At 34.2% G+C, this 20,716-nt stretch carries 16 protein-coding genes; 4 read left to right on the top strand and 12 right to left on the bottom strand.

What is annotated here, in order from left to right; genetic code table 11:
- Positions 1-5: 5 nt before the first annotated feature.
- Positions 6-3,209: a SusC/RagA family TonB-linked outer membrane protein gene (locus OO775_RS04590; protein WP_264845851.1), complete on the bottom strand. Its 3,204-nt coding sequence runs from the start codon at positions 3,207-3,209 to the stop codon at positions 6-8.
- A 208-nt stretch (positions 3,210-3,417) separates the two neighbouring features.
- On the bottom strand, positions 3,418-4,149 hold the full coding sequence (locus OO775_RS04585) for a DUF3784 domain-containing protein (protein ID WP_264845850.1): 732 nt from the start codon (positions 4,147-4,149) through the stop codon (positions 3,418-3,420).
- Positions 4,150-4,300: 151 nt separating this feature from the next.
- Between OO775_RS04585 and OO775_RS04580 the strand changes: the two genes are divergently transcribed.
- On the top strand, positions 4,301-5,206 hold the full coding sequence (locus OO775_RS04580; protein WP_264845849.1) for a helix-turn-helix domain-containing protein: 906 nt from the start codon (positions 4,301-4,303) through the stop codon (positions 5,204-5,206).
- Positions 5,207-5,272: 66 nt separating this feature from the next.
- Here OO775_RS04580 and OO775_RS04575 read toward each other — a convergent pair whose 3' ends face one another.
- Complete coding sequence (locus tag OO775_RS04575) at positions 5,273-5,845, bottom strand: Crp/Fnr family transcriptional regulator (protein ID WP_264845847.1); 573 nt, start codon at positions 5,843-5,845, stop codon at positions 5,273-5,275.
- Between the two features lie 117 nt (positions 5,846-5,962).
- Between OO775_RS04575 and OO775_RS04570 the strand changes: the two genes are divergently transcribed.
- Entirely contained in the window at positions 5,963-6,496 is a 534-nt protein-coding gene (locus tag OO775_RS04570; protein WP_264845846.1) for an RNA methyltransferase, read from the top strand.
- A 70-nt stretch (positions 6,497-6,566) separates the two neighbouring features.
- Here OO775_RS04570 and accD read toward each other — a convergent pair whose 3' ends face one another.
- The 5 genes from accD to OO775_RS04555 all read right to left on the bottom strand — a co-directional run bounded on the left by accD (position 6,567) and on the right by OO775_RS04555 (position 9,714).
- Positions 6,567-7,421, bottom strand: a complete 855-nt coding sequence (accD, locus tag OO775_RS04565; RefSeq protein WP_264845845.1) for an acetyl-CoA carboxylase, carboxyltransferase subunit beta — start codon at positions 7,419-7,421, stop codon at positions 6,567-6,569.
- 251 nt (positions 7,422-7,672) lie between these two features.
- On the bottom strand, positions 7,673-7,864 hold the full coding sequence (locus tag OO775_RS14075) for a hypothetical protein (protein ID WP_309297241.1): 192 nt from the start codon (positions 7,862-7,864) through the stop codon (positions 7,673-7,675).
- The gene (locus OO775_RS14070) at positions 7,830-8,180 is read right to left on the bottom strand and encodes a PorV/PorQ family protein (RefSeq protein WP_309297240.1); all 351 of its coding nucleotides are present in this window, start codon (positions 8,178-8,180) and stop codon (positions 7,830-7,832) included. Before OO775_RS14070 ends, OO775_RS14075 begins: the two co-directional genes overlap by 35 nt.
- A gap of 59 nt (positions 8,181-8,239) precedes the next feature.
- Positions 8,240-8,788, bottom strand: coding sequence for a PorV/PorQ family protein (locus tag OO775_RS14065; RefSeq protein WP_309297239.1), 549 nt, complete (start codon positions 8,786-8,788; stop codon positions 8,240-8,242).
- Positions 8,789-8,850: 62 nt separating this feature from the next.
- Positions 8,851-9,714, bottom strand: a complete 864-nt coding sequence (locus tag OO775_RS04555) for an NAD-dependent epimerase/dehydratase family protein (RefSeq protein ID WP_264845844.1) — start codon at positions 9,712-9,714, stop codon at positions 8,851-8,853.
- Between the two features lie 248 nt (positions 9,715-9,962).
- Between OO775_RS04555 and OO775_RS04550 the strand changes: the two genes are divergently transcribed.
- Positions 9,963-13,247, top strand: coding sequence for a SusC/RagA family TonB-linked outer membrane protein (locus tag OO775_RS04550; RefSeq protein ID WP_264845843.1), 3,285 nt, complete (start codon positions 9,963-9,965; stop codon positions 13,245-13,247).
- 20 nt (positions 13,248-13,267) lie between these two features.
- Entirely contained in the window at positions 13,268-14,758 is a 1,491-nt protein-coding gene (locus OO775_RS04545) for a RagB/SusD family nutrient uptake outer membrane protein (RefSeq protein ID WP_264845842.1), read from the top strand.
- 52 nt (positions 14,759-14,810) lie between these two features.
- On the opposite strand, the gene OO775_RS04540 is transcribed toward OO775_RS04545, so the two are convergent.
- The 4 genes from OO775_RS04540 to OO775_RS04525 all read right to left on the bottom strand — a co-directional run bounded on the left by OO775_RS04540 (position 14,811) and on the right by OO775_RS04525 (position 20,537).
- Positions 14,811-16,304 carry a GH3 auxin-responsive promoter family protein gene (locus OO775_RS04540; protein WP_264845841.1) on the bottom strand — a complete coding sequence of 498 codons (1,494 nt, stop codon included), beginning with the start codon at positions 16,302-16,304 and terminating at the stop codon, positions 14,811-14,813.
- A gap of 24 nt (positions 16,305-16,328) precedes the next feature.
- Positions 16,329-17,207 carry a M23 family metallopeptidase gene (locus tag OO775_RS04535; RefSeq protein WP_264845839.1) on the bottom strand — a complete coding sequence of 293 codons (879 nt, stop codon included), beginning with the start codon at positions 17,205-17,207 and terminating at the stop codon, positions 16,329-16,331.
- A 132-nt stretch (positions 17,208-17,339) separates the two neighbouring features.
- Complete coding sequence (locus OO775_RS04530) at positions 17,340-18,998, bottom strand: MBOAT family O-acyltransferase (protein ID WP_264845838.1); 1,659 nt, start codon at positions 18,996-18,998, stop codon at positions 17,340-17,342.
- Between the two features lie 12 nt (positions 18,999-19,010).
- The gene (locus OO775_RS04525) at positions 19,011-20,537 is read right to left on the bottom strand and encodes an SGNH/GDSL hydrolase family protein (RefSeq protein WP_264845837.1); all 1,527 of its coding nucleotides are present in this window, start codon (positions 20,535-20,537) and stop codon (positions 19,011-19,013) included.
- Between the last annotated feature and the right edge of the window lie 179 nt (positions 20,538-20,716).

The following is a 20,716-nucleotide window of genomic DNA, read 5'->3' as shown; positions in this document are numbered from 1 at the left end:
TTATATTAAAAAGTTAAACTTAAACCTGTTGAAATCACACGTGATAAAGGGTATATCTTTCCGTATTCTCCATTGCCCCAACGTCCGCTAGAAACCACTTCTGGGTCAAAAATTTTGCTCAATTTGGTAAAAGTAGCTACGTTTTCAGCTGAAATATAAATACGTAGTTTATCTACACCTATTTTTTGCATTATCTCAGTAGGGAAAGTATATCCTAATTGAATGTTTTTTATTCGTAGATAAGAACCATCCTGCAACCAACGCGTTTGCGCTTGGAAGTTCTTACCTCCACTACCAAATAATGGTCGTGGATAATAGGCATTTACATTAGCGCCAAGCGGACTATTTGTTCCTTCGGGTCGGAAATAATCTAAGTGCTCAGCAAAGCCTGCGGACTGCCACATATTCGTATTAGCTCCGTTAAAATAAACACCACGTAGATCTAAATCACGTTTGCCTATTCCTTGCATAAAAATACTAAAATCAATGCCTTTGTACTTCATATCAATATTTACTCCGAAATTATAACGTGGGGTGCTATTCCCAATGATTTTTTTATCACCAGAGTCATACACTGTATTAGAGCCTTCATTGATTTTTCCATCTCCATTTAAGTCCTCATACATAACGTCTCCTGCTGTCCAATTACTTCCCAATTGTTTCTGATCGTGGTTGGCAAGCCAATCATTCATTTCTTGGTCCGTTTTTGCAATTCCGTGAGTTATGTATCCCCATATTTCTCCTGAATATTTTCCTGAGTACCACTCATTTAAGTTTTTCGTATCATTGGGATATTTAGTTACTTGTTGTCGGCTATCGGTCAAATTTGCTGTAATTCCATATGAAAAATCTTTTCCAATTTGGTCCCTCCAACTGATTTGAAAATCAAATCCACGAGATTCCATATCTGTATTGTTAATCCGTGGCGGTGCTGTTCCTAAGGTTAGAGGTAATTGCGGAGCAGGCCCCACCATATTGATAGTATTTCGTTGAAAAATTTCAAAGGTAAGAGCTAATCTGTTTTGAAAAGCAGCTAAGTCAAAACCAACATTCCATGAAGATACTTTTTCCCACGTAAGAAACGTAGAAATCAGGTCAGGAGCAGAGGCAGTATTGGTTCTTTGCTTATTTATAAGCCAATTCCCTGTTGTTCCCAATTTCATCTTAGGATAAAAAGGATACCAATTATGAGTATTTTGGTTTCCTAACTCACCATATGATGCTTTGAATTTGAATTCAGATATAGCCTCTCCAAATTTTCCTAAATTTTGCCAAAAACTCTCTTTCGCTACATTCCAACCTCCTGACACAGAAGAAAATGTATTCCATCGTTGTTCTCTTAAAAAACGGCTAGTACCATCATAACGGATATTTCCTTCTATAAGGTACTTTCCTTTGTAATCATAATTTAATCGTCCAAAGAAACCAGCGGTTGCCCAGTGTTGATATTGTCCACTGACATTATCATTATCTCCTCCAGTAGCATTGATAGCTAAAACATCTACACTATATAGTCCATCTCTATCAGCACTTACATTACGTGTTTTTCCAAGTTCAGACTGAAAACCAATAAGTCCTTTTATAAAATGATCTTTAATGTATCTTTCATAGGAAGTATAAATGTTAGGGTTAAAGAAATTATTTCGATATGCATATTCTCTAACTATAGAAGCTCCTGCTTTGTTAAGAGCCCCTCCCAACTGTAGGGGGGCTAATTCGGGGGTTCCTTCTTTATTATATTTGTATATAGGCAACCAATGTGAATGAATCCAATCATTATTTATTCTGTAGTTAAATTCAATATTAGTAGCCCAGCCTTTTAAGGGAGTGAAAACCAATGCTATTTGTTGACTTAAAATATCTTTTTGGTCTTTTGATTGACCATTATTGAGATGTGCTATTTCATTTCCATATTGGTAATTTCCATTGGGATCATATACAGGAAGTGTAGGCCAACGTCGGGCTATATTATGGAAAAACAAACCATTACCTTCGGTCAAATATGACGAACGGACATAATCTATACGAATAAAGCGCGTGTTATAATTTATTTTTAAGTATGGGAGAATCTGTGAAGAGATTTTTGCATTGACTGAATATCTATCAAAAATATCTGTATTATATCGAACAAGCCCTTCCTGATTCAGCCAATTGACAGATAAGTAATAATTTGTTTTTTCATTTCCACCACGAATACTTAAATTATGGTCTTTTGAAGGAGCCCATTCACGATAAAATTGCTTAAACCAATTAACATTTGCCCAAGAGTTAGTATAGTCATTCCACTTGTTCTCGGTTTCGTTCCAGTCTGTAGCTTCTAATAATTGCCCAGCTTTATGTTGTTTTATTTTTTCAATAATTTCAGGTCTAAAAATAGCAGCACTTCCTGAATTGGCAGCAGCATCATTCCAATAATATGCGAAATTTTCAGAATCTAACATATTAGGAACATTCATTGGATTGCTAAGACGATAATTATTATTATAGTTAATTTGTATTCGCCCTTCTTTTCCAGATTTTGTAGTTACTAAAATTACCCCAAAAGGAGCTCTCGACCCATAAATAGAAGCTGAAGCAGCATCTTTTAATACCGAAATACTCTCAATATCTTGAGGATTAAGCGTATTGATATCTGCTTCCATTCCATCAATTAAAACAAGAGGACTGGCACTTGAACCACTCCCAATGGTACCTCCTCCACGTATATTTATGTTTAAGTTGCTATTAAGTTCTCCTCCAGTATTTCCTACTGAGAAGTTCATACCTGGTACTGCCCCCTGTAACGCTTGTATTGCACTTGTTACAGGGCGTCCTTCAAGTACTTTAGCATCTACAGATGATACAGCTCCTGTGAGGTTTGCTTTCTTTTGAGTACCAAAGCCTACGACTACTACATCATCAAGCTGCTGGGCATCTTCCTCTAATAAAACATTGATAATAAGAGGCTTACCCCCCCCCCCCACTACTTTTTTGGTTTGGGTCTGAAATCCAATATACGAAAATTCAAGCACATCTCCTTGACTGACTTGAATTTCATAATTTCCGTCAAAGTCAGAAACCACTCCGTGTGTAGTTCCTTTCACTAAGATATTAGCCCCTGGTAGTGGACTATTGCTTTCGTCAGTAACCTTCCCAGTTACTTTTATTTGTGCTGATAGTGGTAATGCTAAAAGCAGTAGCACAAATGTTGCTAATAATTGTTTAAACATATTTAAATTATTTAAGTTAAAAATTATATTTTGTTTCACAAGAATACACCGTTTCGTTCAGGTAGAGTTGAAAATAGTTTTATTATTTTGCCTCCACCCGAACATTATTGTCTTTCATCCGAAATAAAAGACAGACGGATTTTTTGATTACTAATTTAATTTTAGTTGGTATACGTCGGTTTTTGGTTTGGTTATGAAAAAGTGCAAATTACAAGTTTTTAACTATTTCGTTGTAGAGTTGCGTTGTTTCTGAGGTAGTTTTAAAGTTAATATATACTTTCTGATTATCATTGTAAATTATTTTCAAAAATGGAGGATGCTTAGAATAAACAAAAAGTTTGTAATCCTCTTTGTTTTTGGCTCGGAAATTTCCTTTTAAAATATCATCAACACCGCTGAATCCGTTGGTTTTGTATCCCATTGCAGGCAGTCTTTCAATTAGCTCAACCTTCTGAATGTTTTCTGTTGGAATTACAAATCCATACACTCCTTTTATTTTTATTTTTTCAGAAGATACAATTACTTCTGTCTCTTTTATTCCATAATAAATACCTATCGAGATACCTACAATTAACAAAAATGGAATACTCAGAATCCAATATAGCCTCACCGAGTTTTTCGACTCATTATCTGTATAAAAATTCCTTCCTTTGTAAACTATATAAAAACAAACGACTAACAATATCAGAATAACAGGTAAAACCCTCCAAGCATTTAATTCAAATAATCCAAGCAATAAATTGACAAAAATTATAAGTAAACCACCAATTACAAGAATATTTCTGAGGACTTTTTTAAATCTAACAATGTCATAATTTCCTTTCTGTTCATCAGACATTGTATTATATCCTGCAATGGAGTCTGGATTTCTATATACGAAAAATCCTATCAGGATAATTGACAAGGCAGTTATATAAATAATAATATCTAATACTTGCATATTTTATTAACTAATTTTACTTATATTTTTTAGTTGATATTTCTTGGCAAACAACTATCGAATTTGATAAGACAAAATTATTCTAAAAAAATGAATAAAAAAATGAATAAAATTTGTATTTTTGTATCCGTTTTAAACATCATTCATCTCAATGAAAAAAGATATTTCATCTAAAAAAGGAGACCCTTCAGTTATAAAACAAACTTTTTCATCTGTACGGCTAAAACTATGGTGCTGTCGTTTTTGGCAATTACAAAAGTGGAATACATCGGATATGGCTTTTCCATACTGGCGTATTTATTGGAATAAAAATCATGGAGGTATTATTGGTTATGACCATAAAGAATATACAATGTCTCCTGATGTTTTGTACATAATCTCGCCTAACACACCTTATTTTTCACATTTTCTATCCCCAAATAAAGTCTTTTCTTCTGAGGAAAGCGTACAAGGCAAACGTGTTGATGAAAATGAAGATGAGTTACAAATAGCTACAGATTCGCTATTACATTTGTATATCCATTTTAATCTTGGCATTCCATTCGATTATGTCAAAGAAGGGATTTATACACTTGATTTAAGTTTGTTTCAGAAGGAAAAATTAGAATATCTTACCCAATGTCTCAAAAAGGGAAATACATTCGATTTTTCTTTCACAATGTACTTACAATCAATTATTTTCGAGTTTATTGCTATGTTAGACGCTTCACTATGGGAGGCGACTCGAATGGATAAACGAGTGCTTTCGGTAATTCGTTATATTGACAGAAATATCTCTCAAAATCACACAAATGAACATTTGGCAACAATGGTACATATGGCAACGAATTCATTTGCAAGGCTTTTTCACAACACAATGCATGTACCTTTACAATTTTTTATCAAGCAACGCAAAATAAATAATGCTTGTGGACTTTTTGACCATAATAATATTTCGATTGAAGAGGTTTCTCAACAATTAGGTTTTGCTGACCGATACCATTTTTCGCGAATTTTCAAACAAATACGAGGAATTTCGCCAGGCGAATACTGCAAGTCAAAGAACAAAAATATATAATTCAAAGTTTTTTAGATAATTAAAAAAATATTTTATGATTTTTCAATTTTTTTGTTCCGAATAAAACTATTCTGAGACTATTTTCTTACGAATACGACTTAGTGATTCTGGAGAAATTCCTAAATATGAAGCAATTGAATATTGAGGTACACGAATGGCTATTTTAGCATATTTTTTCATAAATACTTCATAGCGTTCTTGGGCTGAAAGTGTAAAAATAGAAACAACACGCTGTTGATAATTTTGCAAATGTCGCTCCACTATAATCCGATAGGCTCGCTCCAACTGAGGTATTTGGGTAAGAAGTTGCTCTTTTTGTAATAAAGTAATACATAATAATTCTGTATCTTCAACAGCTTCTATATTTATATCGCTAGGTGTACGTTGATTAAAACTCTCAAAATCGCCTGCCCACCATTGTTCAATAGCAAATGCAAATACCACTTCTTGGGATTTTTCATCTAAACAAAAACTCTTTAAGCATCCTTTTTTTACAAATACTTCATATTGGCAAATATTACCTGCTCTAAGGAGCTTCTCTCCTCTATTTATCTCTAATGTTTGAAAAGTTTTATCAATAAGTTGTTTTTCTTGGGGAGAAAGAGTTACCCATTTTGTAAAATATTCACTTACTTGCATTCTTCTTTATCTTTTGGTCAAAGATACAAAATTTTGACAAATTATAAATTATTTATTTTCAATCTTCACAAGATTTTTTATTCTATGTTTTTTTCTACTTTTGCAAAAAAGAAAATAATGCAAAAACTTACAAACGAACAACTCCAACGAATTGATGTTGAAACCTTTAAAAAAGCTCCTAAAACACCTATAATTATTGTTTTAGACAATATCAGAAGTCTTCATAATATAGGTTCTGTTTTTCGTAGCTCTGATGCTTTTCGTGTCGAAAAAATCTATTTGTGCGGAATTACAGCTTGTCCTCCTCACAAAGATATTCACAAAACAGCATTGGGAGCTACCCAAAGTGTTGATTGGGAATATCGTAAAGACATACATCAGTTAATAGAAGAATTACGCTCTGATGCTGATATTATAGCCGTAGAACAAGCTCAAAATGCTATATTACTACATCAGTTTTTGCCCGAAGAAAATAAAAAATATGTGCTTATTTTCGGTAACGAAGTCAAAGGAGTTCAACAGAGCGTGGTTTCGGCTTGTAACTGCGTTGTTGAAATACCACAATTAGGAACTAAGCATTCGCTCAATATTTCAGTTAGTGTAGGAATTGTACTATGGGATTTGACTACGAAACTTTCAATGTTTCAGTAAATTTTATGGTTGTAATTCAAAAAATAAAGCTACTCTTCAAGTAGCTTTTGTATTATATTAAAAAGAAATTTTAGGCTCGTACAGGTCGATTCATTACCAAATCAATATAGAGATTTATTTTATCTTTAAGTTCTTTACGATGTACAATAAAGTCTAAAAATCCGTGTTCAAGAACAAACTCTGCTGTTTGAAATCCTTCGGGAAGGTCTTGTCCGGTAGTATCTTTTACTACGCGAGGTCCTGCAAAACCAATAAGAGCTCCTGGTTCAGAGATATTTATATCGCCAAGCATAGCGAAGGAAGCTGTAACGCCTCCGGTGGTTGGATCAGTACATAGAGAAATGTAAGGAATCCCAGCATCATCTAATTGGGCTAATTTGGCAGAAGTTTTTGCCATTTGCATTAGCGAAAGTGCAGCTTCCATCATACGCGCTCCTCCCGATTTTGAAATCATCATAAAAGGCAAACGGTGTTTGATAGCATAGTCAATTGCGCGAGCTATTTTTTCTCCTACAACACTTCCCATTGATCCACCGATAAAAGCAAAATCCATACAAGCGATAACAATTTCTCGTCCTTTCGATTCGCCGACTGCTGTACGAACCGCATCGTACAAATCAGTTTTTTTATGAGCTTCTTTAAGGCGGTCTGTATATTTTTTAGTATCTTCAAACTTCAAAGGGTCTTTGGAACTCATTGTTTTGTCGAGTTCGCTGTATTTGCCATCAAAAAGAATTTCAAAATACTCTCTACTACCAATACGAACGTGATAATCGTCTTCGGGGCTTACGTAACTATTCTGTGCAAGTTCCTCTGTTTCAACGATTTTCCCTGTGGGAGATTTGTACCACAATCCCATTGGAATATCTTTTTTCTCTTCAGTAGAAGTTTGTATTCCTTTTGCTTTACGTTTAAACCAAGCCATTCTTACTATTTTTTTTATTAAATAATTTTTTTTATTTTGTATAAAAGTTATTGAAATAGAAAAGTTTCAAAATTGACATTCTATATCAGAGCAAAATTACTGCAAAGATATATACTATTTCAAAAAAGAAACTAATTTTTGATGTTAAATTTGCAAAATAATATTTATTTTCTTTGTCTGAGTACTATTTTCTTTACTCAACAACAAAAACATCTGTCTTGTAATTCATTAAAAATCAGTGAATTTTATTTTCAAAAATTATATTGTAGTGACAATCGAAGTGAAGAACTTAACGGATTGGGAGTTTCAGAGAATGAAAATAAATATGAAAGGTCTATCTGCCAGGTATTAACCCGAAAACCTGTTCCAATAGTAGCGTATTGACGATATCCTTTTCGTTTATTTTCGTTAAAATATCCGGTTCGTAAAAATAAATTGTTCATTAAATGAATACGTTACTCCCAATGCCCACGAAATTTCTTGTAGTTCTTCTTTAAATCCATTAGGAGCATCAGAGAATGATTGAAAAATACCTTTGATAAAACCTACATCTGGATCTTTACCTGCTATAATAATTGTTGGTTCATTGAGGTCTTGTTGTCCGTTGTTATTCAAATCATCAAATCCATATTGTGGTGGCGAAGGAACGAGCAATTTGTTAGCCTCAAAAAGGAAAGAAACCGTATTATAACTATCAAAACTGATATGATACCCCACTCCCAATTTCAAATTGGTTGGGATAAAAAATTCTTTGCCCAAGTCGTCATATTTTATTTTCTGCCCAATGTTAGCTATTTGAAATCCTAATGTATAAGAGGCTAAATAATTTTAAAAAAAAGATATTGTTTTGAAGAATAATATCCTGAAATATCAACGGCAAATCCACTTCCTGTTGATTTTTCTTCAGTGGGAAGACGCAAGTTTGAGCGCAAATAACGAGCAGCTACTCCCATTGCAAAATGTTCGCTCAATTTCAGATTGTAAGAGACATCTAGTGAAAATTCTGCTGGGCGAAAATCGCCTAATACATAGGCTTCCGCTCCAAAATCTTTGGTCAAAGTAACACTTCCTATACTGAAATATCGTAAGCTCCCTGCCCAAACGCTTCGTTCGGTTTTTCGATAATACACAATATTTCCCAGAAAAATATCTTTTACCAAATGATTCAAATAAGGTGTATAACCCATTCCAACTCCCGATTTTTGTTCAGCAAACACATATTTGGACGAATTCCAATATTGTGAAAAGGTATCAACCGACGAAGCTACTCCAATATCTCCTGCACCCGAAGCTACCGCATCACCGCTAAGTCGCAAGAAAGGAAAAGCTGTTGAAATTAGGAGTTTGTTGATCGAAAATATTTCCAATTATTCCGAAAAATAAAAAATAAAATCCGTATGTTTTCATGCATCTTAATATTTAACACAAACTACTTTCCTAGTTGTTTACAAATTTCTCTGATATAATCTTTAATATTTTTTTCGTTTTTCCACCCTAAGGCTTCTGTTTTATCAGTAATTACTTCGGCAGACATACGATTTCCTCTTCGCTCGGGAAGCATAACAATTTCTCCCCCAAAGAGTTGTGCTATTTCCAAAATCGTATATGCTTGATGACTTCCGATACCAAATTCGTCGCCCAAGCCTTTTTCTCCAACCAAAACAAGTCCTGAAATAATATCATCAACATGAGTAAAATTACGCTTTTGCATACCGGGGCTTACTACTGGGAGCGGTTCTCCTCTGCGGATTTTTTCTGCAAAAAGTGCAATCAATGTTGCGTATTTGCCCTGCGATATTTCTCGTTTTCCATATACGTTGTAAAAATATACTACTGCATACGGAATATTGTACCAATTTCCATAATTGACAACAAGCTCTGTATTACTTGCTTTGCTCCACGCATACGGGCTTTGATTTCGCCCAATACCGCCGTCTCCAAACTTAGTGCTACTCCCTGCATAAACTATTTTGCTACCTCGATATCGACAGAATTCTAAAACAGCAAAAATCCCATCTTTGTTGAATTTCCAGACCTTGTCCATATCTTCAAAGCTTTGTTCTACACGTGAATATTCTCCCAAGTGATATACAATATCGGGAACAAAATCAATAAGTTGCGCTATTTCAGTTGTATTTCCTTCCATATAAGTTACCCCAGGAACGTGATTTTCTTTCGAGCCTGTGAAATAATTATCTAACGAAAAAACTTCATAATCTGTATTTTGTACAAAATATTCACAAAGATTTGACCCAATAAAACCAGCTCCTCCTGTAACTAAAATTCTTTTCATAGATGTAGTATCATTTTTTCTGTTGGCAAATTTATAAAAATAAATTTATTCATTTTTTAAAAGAATGGATTTCTTTATCGAAGATATATAGAATTTTTATCGAAAAATCTTTTGTATTGCTCCTCAAAATAGTTGTTTCTATTGATTTTTTTCGTTTTAAAATATTTTAAAAAAAGAAGAAAAACATTTGTTCATTCATAAAATATTTTGTACTTTTGTCGAACATAACACAATAAATTTTTTGAAAAATGAAACAAAAAAACTTTTTATGTTTATTTTTCTTTCTGCTAATATTGCCTACAATAGGAATAGCTCAGGAAAAAACAGTAACAGGTAGCGTCGTTTCTGAAACAGATGGAATGCCTCTATTAGGAGCTTCAGTCGTTGTAAAAGGTACAACGCGAGGCACACAAACCGATTTCGATGGTAACTTCTCTATTCAAGTAAGAGAAGGAGAAGTATTAGTGTTTAGTTTTGTAGGATTCTCTACCCAAGAAAGAAAAGTAATGGGGGGGGGTAACTCTCTGATTTTCAATATAAAACTAAAAGAAGAAGCCAATACGCTTGATGAGGTGGTGGTTACGGGATATGGAACACAGTCGCGTAAAACTCTGGCAACATCAGTTTCAAAGTTGGATACAAAAACATTGGAAAGTGCCCCGCGTGCTAACGTAGCGACAGCTTTACAAGGAAGTGTCGCTGGGCTTCGTGTAACACCTGCTACAGGAAAACCAGGTACGACTCCTGATATTCAACTTCGAGGAGGGACAGATTTTGATGGAGGTGGCTCTCCTTTAATTTTGGTAGATGGTGTGCCAAGTTCTTTTTATGCTTTAAACTCAGATGATATTGAGTCTATAGAGGTCCTTAAAGATGCAGCTTCCACTGCTATTTATGGTGCCAGAGCTGCAAATGGTGTTGTTTTGGTAACAACTAAAAAAGGGAAATTAGGACGCTCAAATATTACTTTTCGAACCAAATATACACTCAATCAAAAAAGAAAACTTCCAGGTTACCTAAATGCAAGAGATTATATTTATTGGAATCGTAAAGCTATTCAAAATGTGCAAGATTATGGTGTTACTAACTTTAATCAGTTTTTAACGGGAGCTCATTCAATGGGAATAGGTAATAATGCGACCTCTTCTACCTATACGACAATGGAATTGACTCCGGCTAATATGTATTTACTCAATTATCCTCAATGGCAACAAATGCAAGACCCCATTGACCCTAATCGCACACTTGTTTTTCAAGATAATAATATGAGTGAACTTATCTTTCAATATAGTGATGCTAAAGATTACAGCATTTCATTTGATGGAGGAAATGAAAGAGGCTCCTATTACTTAGGTTTAGGATACTTGGACGATACAGGACTTGTGTTGGGTTCTAATTTTAAACGTTACTCAGGTACGCTCAATGCTTCATATAAGATAACAGACAAATTTAAAATATCTTCCAATATCATTTACGCACAAACTAATAGGCAAGGATCTTTCCGTGAGGCTCTGAATAGTTATAGCACAGAAGATGATTATTTTATATTCCAACGTTTTGCGGGGCAGGCTCCTACTTCTCGTATTTATAATACAAATACAGACGGGAGTTCTTCTTCAGAGTATAATCCTGGCACTAATAGTGGTTTTGGTAATCCATTATATTATCAGGATAAATTTCTTCGTGATGATTTGGAACAACGGATTTCTGCTTCGGTTCAGTTTGATTTAGAGTTAGCTAAAAATTTGAATTTGATGGCTCGTGGTAGCCACTTTGCCATTCATAACAATGTAGAAACTTTCACAAAAGCCTACCTAAATAGCGGTGCTTTAGTTACAAATCGTTTGGCAAAAACTAATTATGATAGAACTATTCGCAATCAAGGAACAATTACTTTGAATTATAAAAATAAGTTAGCCGAAAAACATAATTTTGATGCGCTTTTGGGAAGTGAATTTTTTAAAGAAAAGACATTCAATTCTAATGCAGCTACTGAAAATTCTCCTACTGACCTTATTCGTACGCTCAATGTAGGGGCTACCGCCAAAGATATTCCTTCAAGTTACAAAAAAGATTATACAATTGTTTCTGCATTTGGGCAGTTTAATTATGATTATGATAATCGCTACTTGGTTGGGCTTACCCTCCGTTATGATGGTACCTCTAAACTTCGTGATAACAAATATGGCTTTTTCCCTGGTGCATCAATAGGTTGGAATGTACATAATGAAAGTTTCTTTACTGATAGTAAAGTAAGCCAAGTTGTTTCCCGTTTAAAACCACGTGTCAGCTATGGAGTGAATGGTAATATTGATGCTTTAACATTAACTATTGATGATAAAAAGACATATTATTGGCTTTTAGGGCAATATGGCGTACAAGCCCCATACAATGGTCGAAGAGGATATGTAAACATTTCTATTCCTGTGTATTATCTAAAATGGGAAAGAGCAACAACACTTAATTTTGGATTAGATTTAGGGTTGTTTAATAATCGAGTGAATTTATTAGCTGATTACTTTATTCGAGATGTATATGATAAGTTAGCCGATCAGCGTATCCCTATTTCAACAGGATTTTCTTCTGTCAAAATCAATAGTGGAACACTCCGCAATCAAGGTATAGAGTTGGAAGCAAATGTGAGAATTATTGATACAGAAAATATGAAATGGAACTTTGGAGCCAACTTTACCCGTATTCGTAACTATGTGCGAGAGCTTCCTTATAACGGTAATGATAATAATCGTATTGGGGGAGAAGAGGTTTTTGACCCAGCAACGGGCAAAACTATATTTATTGGTGGTCGTCAAGAAGGGCAACGTGTAGGCGATGATTTAGTAATTGGATATTTAGATGAAGGCGTATATCAGACTCAAGAACAACTTGATCAGCACAAAGGAAGAAAAGTGCAATTCCATGCAGGAACTATTCCTGCTGCTCAAAGGGGAACACCTATATTGGGAGATACACGTTGGAAAGATATCAATGGAGATAATATAATTGACTCAAAAGATAGGGTTGTATTAGGTCGTACTACACCAAGTTATATGGGAGGTTTTTCTACTGATTTTTCATATAAAAATTTCAATATATATGTAAAAACAGACTATGCGGTGGGGCACTTGGTACACAATGCGGTTCGTAGTCGTGGTATTTCACAGGTACAAGGAAATCAGAACTGGACATCAGAAATAAAAGATACCTGGACACCCGAAAATCCTACAGCAACCATACCTCGTTTTGATTTTACAGACCCAAGAGGGAATCATAAAGCCAGTGGGGGGCAAGCCACTTCAAGTTCTCGCTATTGGGAAAAAGGAGATTATTTGGCTATTCGCGAAATAACTCTAAGTTACAACTTGCTAGGAAATATAGTAGGAAATCATTTTAAAGATATTCGCTTTTTCCTTACAGGAGCAAATTTGGCTTATTTTACAAAATATACAGGATACTTGCCTGAAAAAGGAGGCTGGGATGTAGGTCGTTTTCCGCTGGCAAGAACCTTTACTTTCGGAGTAAATGCAACCTTTTAATCAATTAAAAAAAGAAGAAAATGAAAAGATATATTTTTATAGTAATTACACTTTTTACATTTAATGCGTGTAATTTAGAAACTCCCCCAGAAAGTGATCTTACATATGACAGTTTTTGGGAAAAAGAAGAAGCTGCAAAATCAGTGTTTGACGGTATCTATTCCAAATTTAGAAGTTATGGTGATAAAATGTGGCAAATGGGTGAACTCCGTTCCGATATGTGGGGAGGAAAAGGAATAGAAAATGCTCATAATCAAAACCTTTTTACCAATGATATCAACACTACCAAAGTACCTTTTAATGATTGGGGAAATTGGTACACAATGTTGCATTATATCAATGATTTTATAAAAAATGCTCCAAAGGCACCTTTTTCTAATACGAGCGAAAGAGATAATATGTTGGCACAAATGTATGGATTACGAGCATATATTTACTATGTATTAGTAAAAAGCTGGGGCGATGTGCCTATCGTATTACAACCTCTGCAAAATATTGATAATTTGGCAAGTCTTAAAACTCCACGAGCTCCCAAAGAAAAAGTAATGGCACAAATCAAGTCGGATATTCAAAAATCCTTAGAGTTATTTAATGGAAATGAAAATTTCTATAAAAATAGAGTGTATTGGTCTAAAATGGCAACGCTCACTCTTAAGGGAGATGTGTATTTGTGGTCAGGAAAAGTATTGGGTGGAGGAAATCAAGACTATAATGAAGCTAAAAATGCATTAAACCAAATATCTGGCTATAGTTTAGTGCCTTATGACAAGTTATGGGGAGTTGATAATGAAAATAATCAAGAGTTTATTCTTGTGTTAGATTATAAAAAAGATGAAGCAACTCATTACTATGGGGTAACTACTGCTCGTAATGCAGATATTAAAGACAAATACGATGATCAAGGAAGAAAAATTTCTACCTTTCTTTATGTAGAAGGAGGAAATTATAATTCTCCATCTAACAAAACTTTACTCTTGATTGATGATGTGAAAGATTTACGCCGAGCTTCTTTCATAAGAATATATCAAGATAATGCAGGATATATTCCTTTTACGGCAGATAATACTAAATATATGGGTAGTGTTCTTTCCAAATTTGTAGGTCGGAATGAATCAGGTGTTATTATTAACGAAAATAATATTCCTATTTATCGTTATGCCGATGTATTATTGTTACTTGCTGAGGTAAAAAATAATTTAGGAGAAGATCCTTCTACTGAAATAAACCAAATTCGTCAGAGAGCCTATGGTAGCAATTATGTTGTAGGGACACACGGATATACAAATGCATCACAAGCAGTTAATGCAAAAGCTATTCTTGATGAACGTTACAAAGAATTTATAGGTGAAGGTAAACGTTGGTGGGATTTACTTCGTGCAGGCGATAATTTTGTATATGATGAAGTGACTTCAATGTTGGATTCAGGGGGTGCCAAAAAACCTATTTACCTGCCAATTACCGCTGCAATGATTGCTGATGATAATACACTTGAGCAAACCAAAGGATATTAAGTATCTAATAGCAACAAAAAAATGTGTGAAGTTGATTCACACATTTTTTTAGTTATTTTGTTACAACGGAAAGCAATTTTTCTACCAAAATTCGGTCGTTTGATAATCGAGGGAGTTTATTTTGTCCACCGAGTTTTCCAACAGATTTCATATATTGTGCAAAACCATCTTTTTTGATAGGAGTTATTTTCAGTTGTTGCAAGATATTGCCTTGTCTAAGGTCATAATAATAAACATTTTGCTCTTGAAGGGATTGGTCTATTTTTGTCGCAAAAGCCAAAAGGTCATCAGGTGTTTGTTCAAATTCGATAAACCACTCATGGTAAGGCAATTCTCTATCTGCGGGGCTAACTTGTGGAGCTACGGAAAATTCATTAACCTGAATATCCGTATCTTGGATGGCTTCACGCAGAGCTTGCTCCACTTCTTTGGCAATGACATGTTCTCCAAAAGCCGAGATAAAATGTTTTATACGCCCCGAAACAATAATTCGATACGGCTGGGTTGAAACAAATTGTATGGTATCACCAATATTATACGCCCACAATCCTGCATTGGTCGAAACTATAAGTGCATAATTTACGCCCACCTCTACCTCTGCAATCGTATAACGCCGCGGATTTTCTAAAAAAATCTCATCTGCTTTCACAAATTCGTAGAAAATTCCCGAATTCAGTAGCAGTAGCATTCCTTCTTCTTTTTGACTATCTTGAAAAGCAAAAAAACCTTCGCTGGCGGGAAAAAGCTCAATACTATCTACTTTTCGACCAATAAGAGACTCAAAACGAGAACGATACGGCTCGTAATTAACACCTCCGTAGATGAATAATTGAAAATTAGGAAATAATTCTCCAATTGTTTTGTGAGAGGCATTGACCAATTTTTCAAAATACATCTGTACCCACGAAGGAATACCGCTAATTATGCTCATGTTTTGTGCAATAGTTTCTTCAACAATTTTATCTACTTTGAGTTCCCAATCGTCAATGCAATTTGTTTCCCATGAGGGAAGTCTATTTTTTTGCAAATATTTGGGAACATAATGTGCCGAAATTCCTGATAATCGTCCTACTTTTATGCCATTTTTTTCTTGTAAAATAGGGCTTCCTTGCAAGAAAATCATTTTTCCATTAACTAGACTTGCCTTTTGGGTTTCGTTAATATAACAAAGTATAGCATTGCGAGCAGCCTCTACGTGATAAGGCATTGATTGGCGAGTAATTGGAATATATTTGACACCACTTGTTGTCCCCGAAGTTTTGGCAAAATAAAGCGGTTTTCCTTGCCATAATACATCTTCTTGTCCATCTATAACACGCTGAATATAAGGTTTTAATCCTTCATAATCGCGTATGGGAACGCGTTTTGCATAATCGGCATAGGTTTTTATTTGCGAAAAATGATGGTCTTTGCCAAATTGCGTATTTTGAGCTTTGGCTATGAGTGATTCAAAGACTTTTTGTTGTGTTTTAACGGGATTATTCGCCCAATTATCAATATTTTTTTTTACAAAAAAAGCAAGTATTTTAGCTAAAAAAGATTTCATTGTCAAAAAAATTCTCTAAAAAAATTATTTGAAATTGATATAATTGAACGGATTAACAGGGTATCCGTTGTTCCACAATTCAAAATGCAGATGCGTACCTGTGCTGTATTCGCCCGTATTACCGACTGTTGCAATAACCTCACCTGAGCGTACAAAATCGCCTTGTCGCTTAGTCAAAGAAGCATTGTGTTTATAAACAGAAATAAATTCGTTGATGTGTTTTACGATAATTACAAATCCTGTTTGAGCAGACCATTCTGCAAAGATAACTGTTCCGTCAGCAATTGATTTTACTGCAGTGCCTTCAGGAGCAGAAATATCAACTCCATAGTGTTTTTTGTCAGGTGCAAATTCCGCAGAGGTTGTTCCTGATACAGGCGAAAAGAACAAGAGTTCTGTTTTTCCAGCCGAAGCTGGGTCAAAAGTACTATATTTCTCTTCTTCGGCAACTTCTTGTCTTAAACGAAGTTCTTCTTCTTTGGGAGCAAGATTTAGAGCTTCAAGATTTTGGCGTGTATTATCTAACGGAACAGAATCTCGATTGATGTTATCGGGTTGAATATCTCCACGTAATACTTTTTGAATAGAAGTAAAATACAATTCATTTTTTTTTAGACTATTCTCAAGCGAATCGGATTTAAAAGCAAGATTTACAATATGTTGCCTCATATCAGCTTCCGAAAAGCCTAATATATATTGCCGAAGCGGTGTATAAATAATGATAAGTGTGGTGGCAACAATCATTAGTATCGCAAAAAGTGATCCGAAAACGAATATATTCAAGCGATTCAAGCGCATTGATGCTTTTTCTTCGAGTGTATCTTCGTTCATAATCACCACTCGATATTTATAAAGCATTTTTCGCTGAAATTCTTTACGTTTTTTTCCTTTTTCCTTTGCCATTTGTATATTTTAATCATTGTGAATGATGCCACAAAGGTAGTAAATTATTTGAAAAAGAACCTTAATCGTTACTTTATATTGTCAAAAATAAATAAATTTCAGAGGATATATATTTTTGTACTAAAAATATTACTAAAATTGAAAATAAATAAATGGCTGAAAATCAGAAGAATATGCCTGATAACATATAATAACTACAACAACAGCTACAAAAACTTTAACCAAGAAATGACTATCGGCATAATAATCTTCGAGGGCTTCTTTGGCTGATCGAGGAATCCAATGCGTGATATATCCTATTATCATCACAAAAAAGGCAGAACGAAAATGATAGATAACATCTAATGATTCACTAAGTCTCATATTATTAAACACTTGCGTATACCATAATTCTATACGTTCCATATCTTCTCCTCGAAAATACAAACGTACATATACGATAAAAAGAAAAGTCGAACTTACTTTCCATAGGTGCGCCAACCAATGCGTAGATTTTTCGTATGGACTTACTTTTTTCCAAAGTTTATTCACAACAATTCCAAGTCCATTAATTCCTCCCCAAAGAACAAATTTCCATGAAGCACCATGCCATAATCCACCTATAAGCATTGTAAGCATCAGGTTGATATTGGTAGAGAGATGATTGCGAAAAATACGATTATAAAATGCTCCAAAAGCAACAAGTATCAGCAAAAATCCTACAATAATAGCAAATAAAGGGTCATTGACACTTATAATAGCTATAATTATAAATAACAATGTTATGAGAATAGAAGCCCAAGAACCTCCACGATTTCCTCCCAAAGGAATATATAAATAATCCCGTAACCATGTAGAAAGCGATATATGCCAACGCTTCCAGAAATTACCACAACTGGTTGCTTTATAAGGAGAGTTAAAATTGATTGGAAGATGAAACCCCATAAGTAACGCTAACCCAATGGCAATATCGGTATAGCCAGAAAAATCACCATAAACCTGTAATGAATATCCGACAAGTGCCATTATATTGGTAAATCCCGAATACATATTGGGCATTTCAAAAACGCGATCAAGGAATTGCATCGCTATAAAATCAGCAAAAAGCATTTTTTTTATAAGTCCTTTTAGTATCAAAAATGTTCCTTTGCTAAATTCATCAGCAGATATCTGTGTGGATTTTAGTATTTGTGGAACAAAATTTTCTGCACGAACAATAGGCCCAGCAACAAGTTGAGGAAAAAAAGCTACATAAAAACCAAAATCAAGAAGAGATTTGAGCGGAACTATTTTCTTTCGATAAATATCTACCGAATAACTAATGGTTTGGAACGTATAAAATGATATTCCCACAGGAAGGATAATGCTATCTACTCTGAAATATCCTTTGGAAGAAAATCCATTTCCCCAATAAGCAAGATAATTGAATACTTCGTGATGTGTATGAAAGAGATAATTATACGATTCTGTAAAAAAATATGCGTACTTAAAATAACTCAATACCAGCAAATTAACTACTACACTAGTTGTAACTAATATTTTGCGATTAAGAATATTGGTACTTTGATAAATATACTTACCCAAAAAGAAATCAGTCAAAGTACTAAAAATGAGTAATAATACAAACAATCCGCTTGTTTTGTAATAAAAATACAAACTTACAAGAAATAAAAATATATTTCGCAGATGTATTCGTTTATAAATAAGTGCAAAAACGGCATATACCACGACAAAGAAAATCCAAAAATCAATTCGAGTGAAGATTAAAGGTGTATTCTCTGAAAATTCAAAAATGCGATATAACCATTCCATACCTAAATTGAACTATTGTATTGAATCAGTTTTTTGAACAGCGAGCAAATTGGCTTCGAGTTCGTTATATAATAATTCTGATATCTTGTCTGTTCCCGATTGAGTGAAATGAATAAAATCAGTTGAACCAAATCCTTTATCAAACCAAACTTTCATTGAATTTTCTCCACCCATCGCCTCATACATTGACCAAAAAGCAATTCCCTTATGTAATGCTTGTTTTTTCATTTCAGCAACAAGAGTCGGAATAATACTATATGATACTTGTGTATCTGGGCGAAGCATATCGCTAGGACCTATTAAAACACACAATGCGTTTGGGTTACGTCTTCGTACCCATTCTATATTGTTAATTATTCGCTTAACACTGCTACGAACTTGATCTTCGGTTTTAAGCGAAGGAATAAGATTTCCTCCAAATTCAAAGAAAAAAATATCGGGTTGAAGTTCTCTGCTCATCGCATCGAACGTATTTTGAAGTTTTGTAAAATGAAGTCCAGAATCACCACGAGTAGGGACATTATCCATAAATACACCACTATTCCCATCAAGCGTTATTCCATAGAAATCGGGACTAATTCGAGATGAAAACTCTACTCGTATTTGATTGGGAGTACGTGCAAATTTTACTTTATAATTATGATATTTCCCATCTGATTTGAGAGAATCTTGTTTGATAAGTTTTCCATTTTCATATACTGAAATAGCCGTTGGTGTTTTACAATTTCCGTAGTGAATTCCCATAACAGAATACTGACGTAATCGTTTGAAAAAATTATAAGAAGGCTTTATCTCAAAAAAAGCTTTCTTTATATTGATTGTGTCGGTATCTGCAATAGGTGTAAAACGACAAACATTGGCATACAAACCATATTGATTTGTAGGAAGAAGATGTTTGGTACGTCGATGTTCTCCATTGAAAAGTGCATATCTATCCCAGTTTTCACTGATTTGCAAATCAATGCTTTTCTGTGGATATGGCATTTTGATAGGAAAATATCCCGGCCCTGTTCCTCCATAAATAACTTGTAAGCGATTTCGTATGTACGAAGTTATCCTATCTCCTTCTATTTTTGAAGCTCCAAAATGAATAATCCGACAACTATGCTGGCTGAGTTTTTGATGTAATTTGCTAACAAATTCTTCGGGATTTCCTGGATAATAAATTTTCCCTTCTATATTACTTATCAGCGGAAGGCTTCCCTTAGTGCTCTCTGATGGGATAGAGTCTATTTCAACAAAATCTTCCTGCATTTGCTGGGAAGAAAGGGCTTTATGTCGTAAAATTTCCGCTGCTTTCTCGTTAGGAATGACTTTTTTTATTTGAGTTAATTTTTCAAATGTCGGATACTTTACATGTGTATTTCCAAAAGGAAAACCTTGTTTAATCTCTTCCAAAGGAGCAGCCGTTAAACTCTCACCAACTTCCGAATCACTTACAACCGATGGAGAAACAATATAATCTCTACTAACAAATGTCAGACCCAAAAGCGAGCAAAGTACTGCTACAACAAAAAATAAAATATTTTTTGGTTTCATATTAACCCTATCATAGAAAGGGCAAAAGTAGTATTTTTTGAAGAAATGAACAACAAAAATAAAAAATTATCAAAAAATAGTACTCATTATCCTAAATTTCAGATGATGTTATTTTTCTCCGTAACTATTTATAATAACACTTATTCCAAAAATACATTTTCAATCAATTAAAAATAAAT

It is taken from the genome of Capnocytophaga catalasegens (genome assembly GCF_026005215.1).
Taxonomy (GTDB): Bacteria; Bacteroidota; Bacteroidia; order Flavobacteriales; family Flavobacteriaceae; genus Capnocytophaga; species Capnocytophaga catalasegens.
Note: the sequence above shows the minus strand (reverse complement) of the source record. Positions and strands in the feature narration are given on the sequence as shown.